At 39.5% G+C, this 16,821-nt stretch carries 25 protein-coding genes and 1 pseudogene; 17 read left to right on the top strand and 9 right to left on the bottom strand.

The features are described from left to right. Nucleotides 1-46 precede the first annotated feature (46 nt). On the bottom strand, nucleotides 47-664 hold the full coding sequence (lexA, locus tag ACYQY7_RS04375; protein ID WP_461200901.1) for a transcriptional repressor LexA: 618 nt from the start codon (nucleotides 662-664) through the stop codon (nucleotides 47-49). A 147-nt stretch (nucleotides 665-811) separates the two neighbouring features. On the opposite strand from lexA, the gene yneA reads away from it, so the two are divergent. The 8 genes from yneA to ACYQY7_RS04335 all read left to right on the top strand — a co-directional run bounded on the left by yneA (nucleotide 812) and on the right by ACYQY7_RS04335 (nucleotide 6,238). Beyond that, nucleotides 812-1,114 carry a cell division suppressor protein YneA gene (yneA, locus tag ACYQY7_RS04370; protein WP_461200900.1) on the top strand — a complete coding sequence of 101 codons (303 nt, stop codon included), beginning with the start codon at nucleotides 812-814 and terminating at the stop codon, nucleotides 1,112-1,114. Nucleotides 1,115-1,129: 15 nt separating this feature from the next. Continuing rightward, nucleotides 1,130-1,825 carry a YneB family resolvase-like protein gene (locus tag ACYQY7_RS04365; protein ID WP_461200899.1) on the top strand — a complete coding sequence of 232 codons (696 nt, stop codon included), beginning with the start codon at nucleotides 1,130-1,132 and terminating at the stop codon, nucleotides 1,823-1,825. 6 nt (nucleotides 1,826-1,831) lie between these two features. Further along, nucleotides 1,832-2,062, top strand: a complete 231-nt coding sequence (locus ACYQY7_RS04360) for a DUF896 domain-containing protein (protein ID WP_461200898.1) — start codon at nucleotides 1,832-1,834, stop codon at nucleotides 2,060-2,062. Nucleotides 2,063-2,208: 146 nt separating this feature from the next. After that, the gene (gene tkt / locus ACYQY7_RS04355; RefSeq protein WP_461200897.1) at nucleotides 2,209-4,212 is read left to right on the top strand and encodes a transketolase; all 2,004 of its coding nucleotides are present in this window, start codon (nucleotides 2,209-2,211) and stop codon (nucleotides 4,210-4,212) included. Nucleotides 4,213-4,331: 119 nt separating this feature from the next. Continuing rightward, nucleotides 4,332-4,544: a YneF family protein gene (locus tag ACYQY7_RS04350; RefSeq protein ID WP_003398951.1), complete on the top strand. Its 213-nt coding sequence runs from the start codon at nucleotides 4,332-4,334 to the stop codon at nucleotides 4,542-4,544. A gap of 114 nt (nucleotides 4,545-4,658) precedes the next feature. Further along, nucleotides 4,659-5,363 carry a cytochrome c biogenesis CcdA family protein gene (locus ACYQY7_RS04345; protein WP_461200896.1) on the top strand — a complete coding sequence of 235 codons (705 nt, stop codon included), beginning with the start codon at nucleotides 4,659-4,661 and terminating at the stop codon, nucleotides 5,361-5,363. 26 nt (nucleotides 5,364-5,389) lie between these two features. Then, complete coding sequence (locus ACYQY7_RS04340) at nucleotides 5,390-5,749, top strand: response regulator (protein ID WP_461200895.1); 360 nt, start codon at nucleotides 5,390-5,392, stop codon at nucleotides 5,747-5,749. 21 nt (nucleotides 5,750-5,770) lie between these two features. Further along, nucleotides 5,771-6,238, top strand: coding sequence for a CcdC family protein (locus ACYQY7_RS04335; RefSeq protein WP_461200894.1), 468 nt, complete (start codon nucleotides 5,771-5,773; stop codon nucleotides 6,236-6,238). A gap of 15 nt (nucleotides 6,239-6,253) precedes the next feature. Here the strand turns inward: ACYQY7_RS04335 and ACYQY7_RS04330 are convergent, their stop codons facing one another. Further along, nucleotides 6,254-6,691 (bottom strand): DUF2621 domain-containing protein, encoded by a 438-nt coding sequence (locus tag ACYQY7_RS04330; RefSeq protein ID WP_183243669.1) that lies wholly within the window; start codon nucleotides 6,689-6,691, stop codon nucleotides 6,254-6,256. A gap of 78 nt (nucleotides 6,692-6,769) precedes the next feature. Next, complete coding sequence (locus ACYQY7_RS04325) at nucleotides 6,770-6,913, bottom strand: small acid-soluble spore protein P (protein WP_006318326.1); 144 nt, start codon at nucleotides 6,911-6,913, stop codon at nucleotides 6,770-6,772. A 106-nt stretch (nucleotides 6,914-7,019) separates the two neighbouring features. On the opposite strand from ACYQY7_RS04325, the gene ACYQY7_RS04320 reads away from it, so the two are divergent. Next, nucleotides 7,020-7,280 (top strand): hypothetical protein, encoded by a 261-nt coding sequence (locus tag ACYQY7_RS04320; RefSeq protein WP_035019584.1) that lies wholly within the window; start codon nucleotides 7,020-7,022, stop codon nucleotides 7,278-7,280. Nucleotides 7,281-7,297: 17 nt separating this feature from the next. Here ACYQY7_RS04320 and sspO read toward each other — a convergent pair whose 3' ends face one another. After that, a complete protein-coding gene (sspO, locus tag ACYQY7_RS04315; RefSeq protein ID WP_461200893.1) occupies nucleotides 7,298-7,447 on the bottom strand; it encodes a small acid-soluble spore protein O in 150 nt (49 codons plus the stop codon). A gap of 170 nt (nucleotides 7,448-7,617) precedes the next feature. Here sspO and acnA point away from each other — a divergent pair, with 170 nt between their 5' ends. Then, entirely contained in the window at nucleotides 7,618-10,326 is a 2,709-nt protein-coding gene (gene acnA, locus ACYQY7_RS04310) for an aconitate hydratase AcnA (RefSeq protein WP_461200892.1), read from the top strand. Nucleotides 10,327-10,350: 24 nt separating this feature from the next. On the opposite strand, the gene ACYQY7_RS04305 is transcribed toward acnA, so the two are convergent. After that, entirely contained in the window at nucleotides 10,351-10,482 is a 132-nt protein-coding gene (locus ACYQY7_RS04305; protein WP_021094632.1) for a Small acid-soluble spore protein, read from the bottom strand. 64 nt (nucleotides 10,483-10,546) lie between these two features. On the opposite strand from ACYQY7_RS04305, the gene ACYQY7_RS04300 reads away from it, so the two are divergent. After that, the gene (locus ACYQY7_RS04300) at nucleotides 10,547-11,017 is read left to right on the top strand and encodes a divergent PAP2 family protein (protein ID WP_461200891.1); all 471 of its coding nucleotides are present in this window, start codon (nucleotides 10,547-10,549) and stop codon (nucleotides 11,015-11,017) included. On the opposite strand, the gene ACYQY7_RS04295 is transcribed toward ACYQY7_RS04300, so the two are convergent. Next, nucleotides 11,012-11,908 carry a DMT family transporter gene (locus ACYQY7_RS04295; RefSeq protein ID WP_461200890.1) on the bottom strand — a complete coding sequence of 299 codons (897 nt, stop codon included), beginning with the start codon at nucleotides 11,906-11,908 and terminating at the stop codon, nucleotides 11,012-11,014. The genes ACYQY7_RS04300 and ACYQY7_RS04295 overlap by 6 nt on opposite strands. 60 nt (nucleotides 11,909-11,968) lie before the next feature. After that, nucleotides 11,969-12,652 (bottom strand): queuosine precursor transporter, encoded by a 684-nt coding sequence (locus ACYQY7_RS04290; protein ID WP_461200889.1) that lies wholly within the window; start codon nucleotides 12,650-12,652, stop codon nucleotides 11,969-11,971. A gap of 121 nt (nucleotides 12,653-12,773) precedes the next feature. On the opposite strand from ACYQY7_RS04290, the gene ACYQY7_RS04285 reads away from it, so the two are divergent. Both ACYQY7_RS04285 and ACYQY7_RS04280 read left to right on the top strand, forming a co-directional pair. Continuing rightward, nucleotides 12,774-13,424, top strand: coding sequence for a ribonuclease H family protein (locus ACYQY7_RS04285; protein WP_461200888.1), 651 nt, complete (start codon nucleotides 12,774-12,776; stop codon nucleotides 13,422-13,424). After that, entirely contained in the window at nucleotides 13,421-13,609 is a 189-nt protein-coding gene (locus ACYQY7_RS04280) for a zinc-finger domain-containing protein (RefSeq protein ID WP_461200887.1), read from the top strand. Before ACYQY7_RS04285 ends, ACYQY7_RS04280 begins: the two co-directional genes overlap by 4 nt. Nucleotides 13,610-13,642: 33 nt before the next feature. Here ACYQY7_RS04280 and ACYQY7_RS04275 read toward each other — a convergent pair whose 3' ends face one another. Then, nucleotides 13,643-13,921, bottom strand: coding sequence for a DUF2564 family protein (locus ACYQY7_RS04275; protein WP_461200886.1), 279 nt, complete (start codon nucleotides 13,919-13,921; stop codon nucleotides 13,643-13,645). Between the two features lie 112 nt (nucleotides 13,922-14,033). Beyond that, a complete protein-coding gene (gene cspD, locus ACYQY7_RS04270) occupies nucleotides 14,034-14,234 on the bottom strand; it encodes a cold-shock protein CspD (RefSeq protein WP_003398931.1) in 201 nt (66 codons plus the stop codon). Nucleotides 14,235-14,484: 250 nt separating this feature from the next. On the opposite strand from cspD, the gene ACYQY7_RS04265 reads away from it, so the two are divergent. The 4 genes and pseudogenes from ACYQY7_RS04265 (at nucleotide 14,485) to ACYQY7_RS04250 (ending at nucleotide 16,804) form a co-directional block, all read left to right on the top strand. Beyond that, a complete protein-coding gene (locus ACYQY7_RS04265; RefSeq protein WP_461200885.1) occupies nucleotides 14,485-14,733 on the top strand; it encodes a hypothetical protein in 249 nt (82 codons plus the stop codon). A gap of 124 nt (nucleotides 14,734-14,857) precedes the next feature. Beyond that, complete coding sequence (locus ACYQY7_RS04260) at nucleotides 14,858-15,259, top strand: secondary thiamine-phosphate synthase enzyme YjbQ (RefSeq protein WP_461200884.1); 402 nt, start codon at nucleotides 14,858-14,860, stop codon at nucleotides 15,257-15,259. Further along, a complete protein-coding gene (locus ACYQY7_RS04255; protein ID WP_461200883.1) occupies nucleotides 15,256-15,810 on the top strand; it encodes a glycerol-3-phosphate responsive antiterminator in 555 nt (184 codons plus the stop codon). The genes ACYQY7_RS04260 and ACYQY7_RS04255 overlap by 4 nt, the downstream gene beginning before the upstream one ends. 164 nt (nucleotides 15,811-15,974) lie before the next feature. Further along, nucleotides 15,975-16,804: pseudogene (locus ACYQY7_RS04250) on the top strand (MIP/aquaporin family protein). Nucleotides 16,805-16,821: the final 17 nt, after the last annotated feature.

Genomic DNA, 16,821 nt, shown 5'->3' with positions numbered 1-16,821 from the left:
AAAAGCTAACGGTTTTTCCGTTAGCTTTTTTATGTTCTCCTTTTTCTTAATGAATCGCACGATATACACCTATGACTTTTCCTAAAATTATAGCATTTTGAACAATAATTGGTTCCATCGCTGAATTTTCGGGTTGCAAACGGATATAATCTTTTTCTTTAAAAAATCGCTTCACTGTCGCCTCATGATCTTCAGTCATTGCTACAACGATATCTCCATTATTAGCTGTTTGTTGTTGACGAACGATCACATAGTCCCCGTCTAAAATACCGGCTTCAATCATGCTTTCTCCGACAATTTGCAGCATAAATACTTGATCATCTGGTGAGACGAACCGTTCTGGAAGAGGGAAATATTCTTCAATGTTTTCAATTGCAGTAATTGGTTGTCCAGCTGTGACTTTTCCAACGATCGGAACATTGATGACATTGGTTTTCGGGATGGATTCGTGCTCGTCCAAAATCTCAATAGCTCGAGGTTTTGTAGGATCACGTCGAATGAAGCCTTTACTTTCTAAACGAGCTAAATGTCCGTGGACGGTAGAGCTCGAGGCTAAACCGACCGCTTCGCCAATCTCCCTTACTGACGGTGGATACCCTTTTGTACGCACTTCTTGTTTAATAAAGTCCAAAATTTGTTGTTGCCGTTTTGACAATTTCGTCATCATTATACACCTCTTCCTTTTCAATCTTTGTCCGTATTATAACATAATTTTGTATGTTAATACAAACATAAGTTCGAAAAAACAGTTGACACGAACAAAGGTTCTCGTTATTATATATACAAACAAATGTTCTAGGGGGTAGGTCGTGTGGGGAAAGTACATTATGTGGTGATGGTTTTATTTAGTGTACTATTTGCATGGGCATTTTTACACGTAACACAATCTGTGGATAAAGAAAAATATGTTGAGATTACAGTATCAGCAGGTGATACATTATGGGAGCTTGCAGATCAATACAAGCACGAGCATCAATTGTCGCACCAGCAATTTATTGAATGGGTAATGAAAGTGAATGGGCGTTTGGATGATCGATTAATCGTTGGTGAGAAAATCGTCATTCCTGTGTTAAAATCAAATCATGAAAATGAACTTGTTGCTAACAAACCATAGGGAAAGGGATGGCGGATGAACGCAATTATTTATTGTCGTGTAAGTACGACAAAACAGACACAAGAAACATCGTTACAAAGACAAAAAGAGGAGCTTGAAAAGTTAGCCCAAGAATATGAAATGAATATTATCAAGATCATTGAAGAACAAGCAAGTGGTTATGACATTGAACGCGTAGGAATTATGGAGTTGCTTGATGCAATTAAACAACATCGCATTGATGTCGTTCTCGTTCAAGATGAAACAAGGCTCGGACGGGGAAATGCAAAAATTGCCCTTCTCCGTTGTTTACAAAAAGAAGGTATTCGCGTGTATACAGTTAGTCATCGCGGAGAGCTTCAGTTGTCAGAAGCAGATTCGATGGTGTTAGAAATCATTAGTATTGTAGAGGAGTATCAAAGAAAAATACATAACTTAAAAATTAAACGTGGGATGCAACGGGCTGTTCAAAACGGCTATCGACCGGAAAATAATTTGCGAAATGTTGGCGAACAGGCTGGGCGAGATCGGAAAGACGTACCGATAGAAGACATTGTTCGTTTACGTCAAAATCGCTTAACGTTCGCAGAAATTGCGGCTACGCTCCGTTCACTAGGGTATGATGTATCAAAAGCGACCGTTCATCGCCGATACAAAGAATATGAGCAACTTGCCAACAAAGAAAAATTTTTGTATGATGATACGAGTAAAAATGTCAATACAAAGGAATGAGATTGAATGTTATCTTCTGAAAAAATAGCACGAATTAATGCGCTAGCTAAAAAAGCAAAGGTAGGCGGTCTTACAGATGAAGAAAAGCAAGAACAGCTTCAACTTCGTACGGAGTATATTGCTGCCTTCCGAGCGTCGATGATTGAAACATTGCATGCTGTAAAAGTTATTGATCCAAATGGCAATGATGTCACACCAAAAAAATTAAAGGATAGTAAGAAAAAACGTTTGCATTAATGCGCTTATCATGGAGAACATACTACGTAGATGTTCTCTTTTTTCAGCAGTTTGTCAAAAAAAAAATGTTGTGAACCATTGTACATTTTACGAACTTTTCTATATCATAAAAGGTGAGAATGCTTGCAAACGAAAGGATGAAGATAATGACAAACTCTATCGAACAATTATCAATTACAGCCATTCGTACGTTGTCAATTGATGCGATTGAAAAAGCAAATTCCGGTCATCCAGGCATGCCAATGGGTGCAGCACCGATGGCGTATACATTATGGACGAAGTTTATGAACCATAATCCACGCAATCCAAAATGGTTCAATCGAGATCGCTTTGTATTATCAGCAGGACATGGTTCAATGCTATTGTATAGCTTGCTCCACCTAAGCGGTTACGATGTCACGATGGAAGATATTAAACAGTTTCGTCAATGGGGAAGTAAAACACCAGGGCATCCGGAATACGGTCATACACCAGGTGTCGAAGCAACAACTGGACCGCTTGGGCAAGGGATTGCGATGGCTGTCGGAATGGCGATGGCAGAGCGGCATTTAGCGGCTACATACAACAAGGATAAATTCGAAATCGTCAATCACTTTACATATGCCATTTGCGGTGACGGTGACTTAATGGAAGGGGTTTCTGCAGAAGCTGCTTCGTTAGCTGGTCACTTAAAACTCGGTCGCCTCATCGTCCTTTATGATTCAAATGATATTTCGCTAGATGGCGAATTAAATCTTTCGTTTTCAGAAAGTGTAGAACAGCGTTTCAAAGCGTACGGGTGGCAATATATTCGTGTAGAAGATGGTAATAACATCGAGGAGATTGCTCGAGCTATTGCTGAAGCTCAAAGAGATTTAGAACGCCCGACATTAATTGAAGTGAAAACAACAATCGGTTACGGTTCACCAAACAAAGCAGGAACAGCAGATGTACATGGTGCTCCGCTTGGGAAAGATGAAATTAAACTAACAAAACAAGCGTATAAATGGACGTTTGAAGAAGATTTTCACGTTCCAGACGAAGTGTACGCTCATTTTGAAAAAGTAGTAAAAGAAGCCGGGGAGAAAAAAGAAGCAGAGTGGAATGCTTTATTTACTGAATATGAAAAGGCATACCCAGATTTAGCAAAACAATTAAAAATGGCGATTGACGGTAAACTTCCTGAAGGTTGGGAAAAAGCGTTACCGATATATGCAGAAGGAAAGAGTCTAGCGACACGTGCTTCTTCTGGAGAAGTATTGAATGCAATTGCGAAAGTCGTGCCACAATTTTTAGGTGGATCCGCAGACTTAGCAGGTTCAAATAAAACGTTGATTAAAGGAGCAGGGGACTTCTTACCTGGAAGTTACGGAGGTCGTAACATTTGGTTTGGTGTACGTGAATTTGCGATGGGCGCAGCGTTAAATGGTATGGCGCTCCACGGCGGTGTAAAAGTGTACGGTGGTACGTTCTTCGTCTTTTCGGATTACTTACGTCCGGCAATTCGGCTTGCTGCGCTTATGGGATTACCTGTCACATATGTATTTACACATGACAGCATTGCGGTTGGTGAAGATGGTCCAACGCACGAACCAATTGAACAACTTGCTTCATTAAGAGCGATGCCGAATGTATGTGTCATTCGTCCAGCAGATGCAAATGAAACAGCAGCTGCATGGCGATTAGCTGTAGAATCCACAGATCGTCCGACGGCGCTTGTGTTGACGCGTCAAAATCTTCCTACGCTAGCAACGACAGCGGAACGTGCGTATGAAGGAGTGAAAAAAGGAGCGTACGTTGTTTCTGAAGCGCAAGAGGAAGTACAAGCATTATTGCTTGCATCTGGTTCAGAAGTAAGCTTAGCGGTAGAAGCACAAAAAGCGTTAGCGAATGAAGGTATTCACGTTTCTGTTGTAAGCATGCCTTCATGGGATCGTTTTGAAGCACAACCAGCGCAATATAAGGATAGTGTCATTCCAAAGCATGTGAAAAAACGTCTTGCTATTGAAATGGGCTCATCTCTCGGTTGGGAGCGCTATACAGGTGATGAAGGTGATATTTTAGCTATCGATCGCTTCGGGGCTTCTGCACCTGGAGAAAAAATTATGCAAGAATATGGATTTACAGTGGAAAACGTTGTGGCGCGAGTCAAAGCATTATTAGACAAATAATAAAACGGGGAGCACATCTCCCCGTTTTATTATCGAATAAAGATTTTTTACTGAACATATTGTACAAACCGTTATTGTTTAGTATAGTGTAATGTAGACAACATGAAGGAGGAAAAAATATGTGGGAAATGATTTTAGTAGGCATTGTAGCGCTTGCTGCTGGCGTTGCCCTCGGATTTTTTATTGCGCGTAAAACAATGATGAACTACTTAAAGAAAAATCCACCGATTAACGAGCAAATGATTCGAATGATGATGATGCAAATGGGTATGACTCCATCGCAAAAGAAAATTAATCAAATGATGAAAGCAATGAACAACCAATTAAAATAAAAGCAAGGCACTCAGCAACGAGTGTCTTTTTTAGCACAGGAAGAAGCTGTTGCTCGTATTTGTATTTTTTTGATAAAATATAATTAAATGAAGAAAGAATGGAGTGTCAATCATATGGACATTCAACTGCTTATTGCGTTTGGGGCAGGTGTGCTTTCGTTTATATCCCCATGCTGCTTACCACTTTATCCAGCTTTTTTATCATATATTACAGGAATTTCTGTTAGTGATTTAAAATCCGATTATGCATTGTTACAAAAAAGAAGTTTGTTACATACGTTATTTTTTTTGCTCGGATTTTCATTTATTTTTATCGCCATTGGTTTTGGTACATCTATGCTTGGACGTTTTTTTTATACATACCAAGATCTCATTCGTCAAATTGGGGCAATATTGATGGTATTTTTCGGATTTGTTATTATCGGCATCTTTAAGCCCGCCTTTTTAATGACTGATCGACGTTTATCATTTCAACAACGTCCATCAGGTTACATTGGTTCTTTTCTTATCGGTATGGCGTTTGCTGCTGGTTGGACTCCGTGTACAGGTCCGATTTTAGTATCGGTTATTGCTCTAGCAGCGACGAACCCGAGTTTAGGTGTTGTTTATATGACGGCTTATTCACTTGGTTTTGCTTTGCCGTTTTTATTTTTATCGTTTTTTATTGGAAAAATGGGTTGGATTCGAAGACATCATGTTAAGCTAATGAAAGTCGGTGGATATGTCATGATTGGTATGGGGGTTGTATTGTTTTTTGACTGGATGACGAAAATCACGATCTATATGACAAATATATTTGGTGGCTTTACAGGTTTCTAGTTTCTTAGGGTGTGGAGGGAAAGAAGATGGCGAGAATTTTAATTGTCGATGATGCAAAATTTATGCGCATGACATTAGCGAACATTTTAAAAAAAGTAAATCATGAAGTCATTGGGGAAGCAGAAAACGGGAGAGAAGCTGTTGAGCTCTATATAGAGTTAAAGCCAGACGTGGTGACACTCGATATTACGATGCCGGTGATGAGCGGACTTGAAGCTGTCAAGGAAATTAAATTGCATGATCCGGATGCAAAAATTATTATGTGTTCAGCAATGGGACAACAAAAGATGGTCGTTGAAGCCATTGAAGCAGGAGCGCTAGATTTTATCGTAAAACCATTTGATGAGAGCCGTGTGATTGAAGCCATTCGGCGTGTGTTACAGTAAGATGGGAAAGGAAGATTCACTTTGGCTATTTTGAGTTCGGTATTTGCGGTATTTATGGCTGGATTTGTTTTCCTTATTCGTATGAAAGCAGCCGAAAAACCGACAAACGCCAAAAAAATTATATTACCTCCTATTTTTATGAGCACAGGTGCTCTTATGTTTCTTCATCCGATGTTTCGAGTAACGGCGCTAGAATGTGTAGAAGCAATTTTTGTTGGAGCGCTTTTTTCTATTTTGTTAATTAAAACGTCTTCGTTTGAAGCTCGAGGCAACGACATTTACTTACAACGCTCAAAAGCGTTCGTTTTTATTTTTGCTGGTTTAATTGTATTGCGTCTAGCTCTAAAAACATATTTAAGTCGCACCATTGAGTACGGAGAACTCGCGGGAATGTTTTGGATTTTAGCCTTCTCGATGATCGTTCCGTGGCGCGTAGCGATGTATGCATCGTATCGTCGACTTCAACGCGAAATAAAAGAAAAAAGCTAACCCGCAAACAGGCGATTAGCTTTTTTTGGCTAGTAAATGTTCGTATTTTGTAAAATCAATTTGTTTTTCTCGTAGTGCTTTCATTAAAAATTTATGATCTCGTTTTGGTGTGGCGAGAATATAGCCACGGACAACTAAATCTTCCGTAATTCGATTCGCTTTCTCTTGTAACGCTAACTCTCCAATTTTGCCAGCAATTTTTTGACGAGCTACATCACGAAACAGCTCGGGAACAGGACGAACTAAATCTTCAAGTAACTCTTTTTCTTTTTCAGACCATAGATGACGCGTTTGTTCAATGTAATACTCTTGCCAGTCTAATTCGGATTTTCCATCTTCTTTTGGTAAGCGTTTTAAAAATTTTCGAAACATAAAAAACCCACCGATCGACATCATAACGAGAAGAAAAACGACCCAGAATAAAATAAACCATAAAAACCAACCTGTTAGCATACATTCCACCTCAACGTTTATTATGTAAAAAAATAATAACGGAATCAAGTAAAAGAGCTGACAATGGCGTCAGCTCTTTTACATATCGTGACTTGAGTTATGCTTTTGACGGGTATGATTCTGATTTTTTACTTTTTTTGAACCACTAAGTGGCTCTGGTTGTCCCGGGTTATCTCCTTTTGGGGCATTTTTGCGCATATCTTTGCTTGTATTTTTGTTCATGCGGACACACTCCTTTCCTTTCATATGATGGCATGATAAACGGTATTTATGCATATTTCGTCCGTGAATAGGCACGATAATATTAAAAAGGGAGGAAGTGAATCACATGCCTTATCATAAAAATAAGCAACAAGCGTTTGAAGCTGCCCAACAAGGAACAATGGAAGCAAAAGAATGGTATGATCATCTTGTAAAAAGCGATGCAGATTATGGAAGTCAATTGCACCATTTAAAACAAGAGGTAAATGAAGCGTTTGAGCAAATTAATAACGCACTTGAAGTAGCTTCGGAAAAACAACGAAAACAGCTTGAACAATTTCGCCACGATTTGCAAGCAATTGTCGACGAAGTCAACATGTATGAATAATCCCGCTTGAAGCGGGATTATTGATTTTTCTTCCGTTTTTTATTATTTTGTTTTTGAGCTTCAGTAAGTGGTTCATTGGAGAGTTCTTCATTGTAACCTGTGCCTTTTCCTTGAGCGCTTGCATCATTCATGCCCGGAATGATGTGATTTGCTTTTCTTTTTACCATCTTTTTTCACCCCCTACAACTATTGTTGGAAAGAGAGCAAAAAAATATGCATTTATCTGAAACTTATAAACAATTATTATTTACTTATGTAGAGCATTGTATTAAGATAAAAGCGTAGGAATTTTGTGGGTGTGGGAGAAGATGATTTGTTTAGAAGGGGGTAATACATAATGGTGAAAAATGATGTGTTTCAAGCTCGTTCTACATTTGAGGTAAACGGAAAAAAATATCATTACTATCGCTTACAAGCGCTTGAAGAAGCAGGAATCGGAAACGTATCATGCCTTCCGTATTCCATTAAAGTGCTTCTTGAATCGGTACTTCGTCAAGTTGATGGACGGGTCATTACAAAAGAGCATGTTGAAAATTTGGCGAAATGGGGAACGAGCGAACTGAAAGATGTAGACGTTCCGTTTAAACCGTCTCGCGTTATTTTGCAAGACTTTACAGGTGTCCCTGCTGTTGTTGATTTAGCATCTATGCGCAAAGCGATGGCGGACATCGGTGGAGATCCGTACGAAATTAACCCCGAAATTCCTGTTGATCTTGTGATTGACCACTCTGTTCAAGTAGATAAAGCTGGAACAGAAGATGCGCTCGAGTACAACATGAATTTAGAATTTGAGCGCAATGCAGAACGCTACAAGTTTTTAAAATGGGCACAAAAAGCGTTTAGCAATTATCGTGCTGTCCCTCCAGCAACAGGTATCGTGCATCAAGTAAACTTAGAGTATTTAGCAAACGTTGTTCACGTTGTTGAAGGGGAAAATGGTGAATATGAAGCGTTCCCGGATACACTTGTAGGTACAGATTCCCATACGACAATGATTAACGGCATTGGTGTATTAGGTTGGGGTGTTGGTGGTATCGAGGCAGAAGCAGGTATGCTTGGACAACCTTCTTACTTCCCAGTGCCAGAAGTGATTGGTGTGCGCTTAACAGGGAAATTGCCAAATGGAACAACGGCAACAGACCTTGCGCTAAAAGTGACGCAAGTGCTTCGCAAAAAAGGCGTCGTCGGTAAGTTTGTTGAATTTTTCGGCCCAGGTGTTGCAACATTGCCATTAGCTGATCGTGCCACAGTAGCAAACATGGCACCTGAATATGGTGCAACGTGTGGCTTCTTCCCGGTCGATGCGGAGGCGTTAGATTACTTGCGTTTAACAGGTCGTGACGAGCAACATGTGCAAGTCGTTGAAGCATATTGTAAAGCGAATGGTTTGTTCTATATACCAGATGCCGAAGAGCCTATATTTACAGATGTTGTTGAAATTAACTTATCTGAAATTGAACCAAATCTTTCTGGACCAAAACGTCCGCAAGACTTAATCCCGCTTTCAAAAATGAAAGAATCGTTCCGTCAAGCTGTTGTTTCTCCGCAAGGAAACCAAGGCTTTGGCTTGACTGAGGCGGATTTTGATAAAGAAATGACAGTAACGTTAAACGGCGAAGAAGTAAAAATGAAAACAGGTGCGATTGCCATTGCGGCGATTACAAGCTGTACGAACACATCTAACCCATATGTGTTAATCGGAGCGGGTTTAGTAGCGAAAAAAGCGGTAGAGAAAGGGTTGAAAGTTCCGAAATACGTAAAGACATCGCTTGCACCTGGTTCAAAAGTCGTCACAGGATACTTAAAAGATTCAGGTCTTCTCCCTTACCTAGAGCAAATTGGTTTTAATATTGTCGGTTACGGTTGTACGACATGTATCGGTAACTCTGGTCCACTTGCTCCAGAGCTTGAAAAGGCGATTGCAGAAAACGATTTGCTTGTAACAAGCGTATTGTCTGGTAACAGAAACTTTGAAGGGCGCATTCATCCGCTCGTCAAAGGTAACTATTTAGCATCACCGCCGCTTGTTGTGGCATATGCACTAGCTGGAACAGTCGACATTGATTTATTAAATGAGCCGATCGGCAAAGATCAAAACGGAAATGATGTGTACTTTAACGATATTTGGCCATCTACCGAAGAAGTGAAAGAAGTTGTAAAACAAACGGTAACACCAGAATTGTTCCGTAAAGAATACGAGCGAGTATTTGATGATAACGCGCGTTGGAACGCGATTGAAACGACAGACGAGCCGCTTTATCAGTGGGATGGGAATTCAACGTACATTCAAAATCCACCATTCTTTGAAGGATTATCGCCAGAAGTGGAAGAAGTAAAACCACTTACTGGTTTGAGAGTGGTTGGTAAGTTTGGCGACTCTGTTACAACAGACCACATTTCACCAGCTGGATCAATCGGTGTAAATACACCAGCAGGACAATATTTAATTTCTAAAGGTGTCGATCCAAAAGACTTTAACTCGTATGGGTCTCGACGTGGTAACCATGAAGTAATGATGCGAGGTACGTTTGCTAACATTCGTATTCGCAACCAAATTGCACCAGGTACAGAAGGTGGCTATACGACATATTGGCCAACAGGAGAAGTCATGTCGATTTACGATGCTTGCATGAAGTATAAACAAGATGGCACAGGTCTTGTTGTCATTGCAGGAAAAGATTACGGTATGGGAAGTTCACGTGACTGGGCAGCAAAAGGAACATATTTACTTGGCATTAAAACAGTCATCGCTGAAAGCTTTGAGCGTATTCATCGTTCAAACCTTGTGCTGATGGGTGTGTTACCACTTCAATTTAAAGAAGGGGAAAATGCGGAAACGCTTGGATTGACAGGTAAAGAAGTATTTGAAGTGCATATTGATGAAAACGTCAAACCGCGCGACTACGTCAAAGTAACAGCAACAGACGAACAAGGAAACAAAAAAGAATTTGAGGTGCTTGTCCGTTTCGATAGCGAAGTAGAAATTGACTACTATCGCCATGGCGGTATTTTACCAATGGTATTACGCGAAAAATTAAAACGATAAGAAGAGAGCAGACCCCTCTCTTCTTTATTTTTTGTTCGTTTTTTTCGCCGCATTTTCTAATGCACTTTTTGGTTCGGGTGTAAATGTAGCATCATATCCTTGTGGATTGACGCTTGGAGCGTTTTGGCCGCGATTTCTTCCATTATTTTTGCTCATTACGTCCACCTCCTGTGCATATTGTATCCGTCTTTTCGAAAAATATATACAAGGAGGCAAGGATATGAATCGAGCCATTCAAACAGCATTGTGTACAATTGCGTTAGCGCAATTTTTAAAAATTCCATTGACGAAAAGGAAAACGAAAAAGTGGGATTGGTCGCTTTTTTTTGAAACGGGAGGCATGCCAAGTTCACATTCTGCAGGAGTAGCTTCACTAGCTACGTATATTGCATTAAAGCGGGGAGTGCATAGCATAGATTTTGCTCTTGCAACTATTTTTGGGTTAATTGTTATGTACGATGCTCAAGGAGTGCGCCATCAAGCAGGAGAGCTAGCTATTCGTGTGAACGAATTAACTGAAGAGATTGAGCGATTAAAAGGTGCTCAAGATGATGGAAAGCTAGATCAAAAAGAAGAGTTGTTGCGCGAGCGTCTCGGTCATCAACCAATTGAAGTCATTGGTGGGGCGTTTCTTGGTATCGCCACAGGGGGATTATCTTATGTAATAAGTAGATGGAAGCGCTCGCTATGAGAGGCGAGCGCTCTTTTTTCTTTGCCATATATGTTGAGGGAGTTCAGACAAAACCATCCCTAATAAAATGAGTGCAGCTCCGAATAAAGCGGCCTGTTGAAGACGCTCATCATTCCATATATACGCAGTCAAAGCAGCAAAAACAGGTTCGAGAGCAAAAATTAAAGCAACACGCGTTGGAGATGTATATTGTTGGAAATGCGTTTGAATAAAGAAAGCAATTGTTGTTGCGAATAGTGCGGTAATAAGTAAAGCGACCCATACATCAAATTTCAAAAAAATGGAGAGCGGAACAACGGACCAATCTTCGAACAAATATGAACATATAAAACAAATAATAGATACGGTCTGAACTTGAACGGTTGTTAGTAGGACGGCTGAAAATTTTGTCGCATAAATGCTTGTTGAAACGATATGTAATGCAAAAGCAATCGCACATAAAAAGACGAAGAGATCACCTTTGTTCATTGACATATCTCCGCTTACAGTCAAGAAATATAGCCCACATGCAGCTAATACACTTCCAATGACAGCATTAAGTGAAGGTTTTTGTTTTAAAATCATAAATGAAAGAAAAGGGACGAGAACAACATTTAATCCAGTAATGAATCCCGCTTTTGATGAAGTAGTGTACAATAAGCCGACTGTTTGAAAAGCATATCCAAGACATAACCAAATGCCAAGAATAAATCCAGCGCGTATAAGTTGCTTATCTAGCGGCTTTCGTTCAAAGATAAATACCCAAATCCATAGCAATATACTTGCGACCGCAAAACGTACGCCATTAAATAACAACGGGGGCAAAAAAGCAATGGCGTTTTGAACGATGACAAACGTAGCGCCCCAAACGAAAGCAACAAACAATAAACTTATATCTGCTTTATACTTCATATTCCGCTCCTTTACAAAAAAATGTTGTATAAGACCGAAGTCTCATACAACATTTTACCATCATTCCATATATTTTGGTGTTATTTTTTTTGCGACATATACAAAAGGTGTATCTAGCATCGCCACAATCCATTTTAGTACATACGTTGTAATAAAAATTTGCATCCAATCATGTAACGGAAATACGCCGAGAAATGCAATGGATGTGAAAACGAGCGTATCGATCAATTGGCTAATCATCGTACTTCCGTTATTGCGAATCCAAAGTTGAGAATCATGCGGAAATTTCTTTTTAAACCAATGAAACAAGTGAACATCAAGTGATTGGCTAATTAAAAAAGCAAGCAAACTACCAAGTGCGATACGTGGCAACAAACCGAAAATGGTTTCTAACGCTGGTTGAGCAAAGTCGCTGGCATGCGGTTTAAATAGTAAAGCAAGTTGCATGACGATTGTGAGAGAAATAAGTGTAAAAAAGCCAAGCCATACCGCTTTTTGTGCTTCTTTTTTCCCATATTTTTCACTTAAAATGTCAGTCACTAAAAAGGCGGTTCCGTACATGACGTTTCCAAGTGTAGCTGTCATGCCAAGCAATTCAACCGTTTTAACGACTTGTAAATTAGCGACAACAGTAGAAAAGCCGATCCAGACGAATAAACCTGAGCGACCAAAGAAACGATAGATGAGCAATACAAGTGAAAATGTAATGATTGCAGAAAAAAGACCGAGTATTTCATTGAACAAGATGATCCCTCCCTTGTATGAAAGTATAAAGGCACAAAGGATATTATACAATTGAGATCATTTTTTGTCTAAACTGTTATAATAAAATCAAAAAGAAAAGGTGAGCGACATGAAGGTGTTTATGGAGTGGACGTATGTAACACCGAAAAAAAAGGAAATGGTTTGGACATCAAAAGAAATGGAAGTGGAGGAGGCTTTATCTTTTGCAGAAGATATAGAGAAAACAGGGAGAGTAAAGCAACTTTTATTTTATGATACACGTGGTGTGGCATGGACGAAGAAAGAGCTAATCAAGCTAATGAAAGAAATTGAAACAGAGCCCTATGATGTGATTGCTTATTTTGATGGTGGGTTTGATCGTCAGTCCAGAAAAGCGGGGGTTGGAATTGTGATTTATTATAAACAAAACGGCAAATCATTTCGTATGCGCGCAAATGCGCAGCTAGATGAATTGCAGTCCAATAATGAAGCGGAGTATGCAGCATTCTATTTTTTACTCGAACAAATCGAGCATCTTGGTGTCCATCATTTGTCTGTTGTATTTCGTGGGGATGCGCATGTTGTATTGCATCAATTATCTAGTGATTGGCCTGTATTTTCAGACGAGGGGAGATGGGTTGAGCGAATTGAACAAAAAATGAAGAAGCTTCGTATTTCTCCTATTTATGAACCAATTAGTAGAAAAGAAAATAGTGAAGCCGATCAGTTAGCAACGCAGGCGCTTCGAGGAACGATGATTAGAAGTACAATACAGCTGGAGCGTGAACGATGAATCGAAAAGATGTGTTGCTTCGGCTAAATGAATTATTTGATACGTATTGCGAAGGTTGTTTGGTAAAGAGAACGTTTCGTAAAGAGCGCGGAAAATCGTATGCGCAATCGTTTTGTATTCAAACGTGTACAGTAGGAGAAAAAATTCAACGATACGGTCAGTTGCTCGTTAAACAAAAAGCGTAACAAGGTGCCCCAAGTATATGGGACACCTTGTTGCTACATATGATTCATCGTTTCGGTTAATTGATGGTGTGCATCTGCTAGTTCTTTTTCGCATTGTAAAAGCAGTGGATTTTGCGTGCTTGTTTTGGCACGCGTAATCGCTTCTTTCGCGTTTTCAATCGCCTGTTTTGCATGATCAAAAGCGTGTTCATCTAAGCTCATCGTTGCCGCTGCAACCATCTTTTTTGCCGACTCAACCGCTAAATGTGCATCTTCAATTTTCGTAAATACGCTATCAGCCTGAAGATGTGGCTTTTTTGGATTTTGTGTCATCGTCATCCCTCCTCGTTTTATAGTATTTGTGTGAAAAGAGGACAGTATGTAATAAAAAAGACCAGCGTTTGCTGGTCTTTCCGTCGAGCTATATATGAATCATCTCAGACGATTATAATTTCACTACGTTTGCAGCTTGAGGACCACGGTTTCCTTGAACGATTTCAAAAGAAACAGCTTGACCTTCTTCTAACGTTTTGTAGCCTTCACCTTGGATTGCTGTGAAGTGTACGAATACATCATCTCCGCCTTCAACTTCGATGAATCCGTAACCTTTTTCATTGTTAAACCATTTTACTTTACCGTTTTGCATAATACTGAATCCTCCTAATACCTTTTAGCCGAACAGGCTAATAAAAAAATTTTTCATATAACGGAATATACTCACAGCAACCAATCGGTGCAGGACATATATTCAGTTAGATGATACTTAGACTATACACGAATGATGAGGAAGAGTCAAGACAAAAAGGCGATTTTTTCAAAAAATTTTTTAAGAGGAGGATTTTCACCATAAGTGCATAACATTAAAAGTAAGGAGAATAGAAAGGGGAGTGAACGGCATGTATCGTGGTCACATTTGCGGGAAAGAAGTGATCATTAAGTTAAGCAATCATGTACGGAAGCAAAAAGTCGATCAAGAAAAGCTATATCAAACGGTTTTAGCATTTAGCGAGGCAGCATTTGATCAACAGAAAGAACAATTTGGCATTGTAAGCAAACAAGGTTTAATTGTAGCCTCAGTTGAACAGCACGATTTGCCTGTTATTTCGGTGGATTATATTATTCCGTCCCATCATGTGTATGAATAAAGTCCAGAAAAATCTGGGCTTTATTTATGTTGTAATCGTCATCGGGTGAATTTTTTATAGAAAAAAATTTTGAAAATATGTATGATCTTAAGTATACACATGAGAATAAAGGCGGGAAGGTATAATGGTAAAACAATGGACGATTCGGACGACGAGGCGAGATGAGTTTGTAGACATTACTTCACTTGTTCAATCCTTTATTACAGAGAGTGGGATACAAGAAGGAATTGCCGTTGTTTATTGTCCACATACAACGGCTGGGATTACGATTAATGAAAATGCTGATCCAGATGTTAAGCGGGACATGATTCGCCGTTTTGATGAACTGTATCCTTGGTATCATTCGCTCGATCGGCATGGTGAAGGGAACACAGCAGCACATATGAAAGCAAGCACAGTTGGATCATCAGCGCATGTCGTGGTCACAAAAGGTCAGTTGCTTCTCGGGACATGGCAAGGTATTTATTTTTGTGAATTCGACGGACCGCGAACACGCACATTTTATGTGAAGGTGATCGAAGGATGAATGGACAACGTATTTTGCCAGCAGTGCGCTCAATGAAAGATTTTGATAAACTAATAAAAATGAATTATGAATACGGGGTATTTTTAGACATTCATATCGGTATGTTGAAAAGTGTGTATACATATGCAAATGAGCATGGGAAAAAAATGTTTCTTCACGTTGATTTAATACAAGGGTTAAAAAGCGATGAATATGCAACAGAATTTTTATGCCAGCTCGTTAAACCATACGGACTGATCTCAACAAAAAGTAGTGTGATTACGAAAGCAAAGCAAAAAGGTGTTGTTGCGATTCAACGCACATTTATTATTGATTCAAATGCGTTTGAGCGAAGCGTTCAACTTGTAGAAAAAACAAACCCGGACTACATTGAAGTGTTGCCGGGTGTTGTTCCGAAAGTCATCTCTCAACTTCATGAACGAACCGGGAAAAAAATTATTGCTGGAGGGTTAATTGAAAATGGAACCGAAGTTGAAGCCGCACTTGCGGCAGGGGCTGTTGCGGTAACGACATCAAATGTCGAACTTTGGCGATATTTTGAACCAAAATAATGCAAAAAATCTGTTGACAACGTTTTCAAAGTTTATTAGTATTGTAGACAAGTTAATCAATTTTGTGACGGAGAAACGGAGACTCACGCATGTTCCATGTGACGGGATATGTGTGAGTCTTTTTGTTTCTGTCAAAATAAAATAGCAAAGGGGTGGGAGAGGCTATGACACCATTTATAGCCGAAATTGTAGGAACTGCATTATTAGTTATTTTTGGGGGGGGGTGTGCGCTGCTGTTAGTTTGAAGAAGTCATTTGCTCAAAATGGTGGTTGGATTGTGATCGCAATGGGATGGGGACTTGGTGTAGCCATTGCAGTATATGTCGTTGGGCAATATAGTGGCGCTCATCTAAATCCTGCGGTTACGTTAGCTTTAGCATTTAACGGAGATTTTCCTTGGACTCAGGTTCCTAAATATGTTCTAGCTCAAATGATTGGTGCGATGATTGGTGCAACGTTTGTGTTTTTGTATTATTTACCACATTGGAAAGAAACAGAAGATGCAGGTGTGAAGCTTGGTGTTTTCTCTACAGGACCGGCAATTCCAAATCGTTTTGCCAACTTGCTTAGCGAGACTTTAGGGACATTTATTTTAATTATTGGAATTCTAGCAATTGGAGCAAATAAGTTTACAGAAGGTTTAAATCCGATTATTGTTGGATTTTTTATAGTTAGTATAGGTCTTTCTCTCGGTGGAACAACTGGATATGCGATTAACCCAGCGAGAGATTTGGGTCCAAGAATTGCACACTTTTTGTTGCCTATACCAGGAAAAGGGAAATCGAATTGGGGATATGCTTGGATCCCAGTTATCGGTCCGATATTAGGTGGCTCGTTAGGTGGACTTTTTTATAAAGCTGTTTTTACAGGACAAATGACCCAATCATTCTGGTATATTTTCATTCTAACGATATTTGTTTTAATGATCGCGTTTGTATCAGAATACAGAAAAAATGACAACCCACAGATAGCAAAAAAAATGACAATACAGTAGAAATCATGAGAGGAGAA

The sequence above is a fragment of the Anoxybacillus sp. TBDG-1 genome, assembly GCF_054815885.1.
The sequence above is the reverse complement of the archived record's forward strand: the minus strand, read 5'-3'. Positions and strand labels throughout refer to the sequence as shown.

Coding starts and splice junctions, on each gene's coding strand:
- ACYQY7_RS04265 (WP_461200885.1), top strand. CDS start 14,485: ATGTATCGTGGTCACATTTGCGGGAAAGAAGTGATCATTAAGTTAAGC.
- tkt (WP_461200897.1), top strand. CDS start 2,209: ATGACAAACTCTATCGAACAATTATCAATTACAGCCATTCGTACGTTG.
- ACYQY7_RS04350 (WP_003398951.1), top strand. CDS start 4,332: ATGTGGGAAATGATTTTAGTAGGCATTGTAGCGCTTGCTGCTGGCGTT.
- ACYQY7_RS04340 (WP_461200895.1), top strand. CDS start 5,390: ATGGCGAGAATTTTAATTGTCGATGATGCAAAATTTATGCGCATGACA.
- sspO (WP_461200893.1), bottom strand. CDS start 7,447: ATGGTAAAAAGAAAAGCAAATCACATCATTCCGGGCATGAATGATGCA.
- ACYQY7_RS04325 (WP_006318326.1), bottom strand. CDS start 6,913: ATGAACAAAAATACAAGCAAAGATATGCGCAAAAATGCCCCAAAAGGA.
- ACYQY7_RS04300 (WP_461200891.1), top strand. CDS start 10,547: ATGAATCGAGCCATTCAAACAGCATTGTGTACAATTGCGTTAGCGCAA.
- cspD (WP_003398931.1), bottom strand. CDS start 14,234: ATGCAAAACGGTAAAGTAAAATGGTTTAACAATGAAAAAGGTTACGGA.
- ACYQY7_RS04345 (WP_461200896.1), top strand. CDS start 4,659: ATGGACATTCAACTGCTTATTGCGTTTGGGGCAGGTGTGCTTTCGTTT.
- acnA (WP_461200892.1), top strand. CDS start 7,618: ATGGTGAAAAATGATGTGTTTCAAGCTCGTTCTACATTTGAGGTAAAC.
- ACYQY7_RS04320 (WP_035019584.1), top strand. CDS start 7,020: ATGCCTTATCATAAAAATAAGCAACAAGCGTTTGAAGCTGCCCAACAA.
- ACYQY7_RS04280 (WP_461200887.1), top strand. CDS start 13,421: ATGAATCGAAAAGATGTGTTGCTTCGGCTAAATGAATTATTTGATACG.
- ACYQY7_RS04360 (WP_461200898.1), top strand. CDS start 1,832: ATGTTATCTTCTGAAAAAATAGCACGAATTAATGCGCTAGCTAAAAAA.
- ACYQY7_RS04285 (WP_461200888.1), top strand. CDS start 12,774: ATGGAGTGGACGTATGTAACACCGAAAAAAAAGGAAATGGTTTGGACA.
- ACYQY7_RS04295 (WP_461200890.1), bottom strand. CDS start 11,908: ATGAAGTATAAAGCAGATATAAGTTTATTGTTTGTTGCTTTCGTTTGG.
- ACYQY7_RS04305 (WP_021094632.1), bottom strand. CDS start 10,482: ATGAGCAAAAATAATGGAAGAAATCGCGGCCAAAACGCTCCAAGCGTC.
- ACYQY7_RS04260 (WP_461200884.1), top strand. CDS start 14,858: ATGGTAAAACAATGGACGATTCGGACGACGAGGCGAGATGAGTTTGTA.
- lexA (WP_461200901.1), bottom strand. CDS start 664: ATGACGAAATTGTCAAAACGGCAACAACAAATTTTGGACTTTATTAAA.
- ACYQY7_RS04275 (WP_461200886.1), bottom strand. CDS start 13,921: ATGACACAAAATCCAAAAAAGCCACATCTTCAGGCTGATAGCGTATTT.
- ACYQY7_RS04255 (WP_461200883.1), top strand. CDS start 15,256: ATGAATGGACAACGTATTTTGCCAGCAGTGCGCTCAATGAAAGATTTT.
- ACYQY7_RS04330 (WP_183243669.1), bottom strand. CDS start 6,691: ATGCTAACAGGTTGGTTTTTATGGTTTATTTTATTCTGGGTCGTTTTT.
- ACYQY7_RS04365 (WP_461200899.1), top strand. CDS start 1,130: ATGAACGCAATTATTTATTGTCGTGTAAGTACGACAAAACAGACACAA.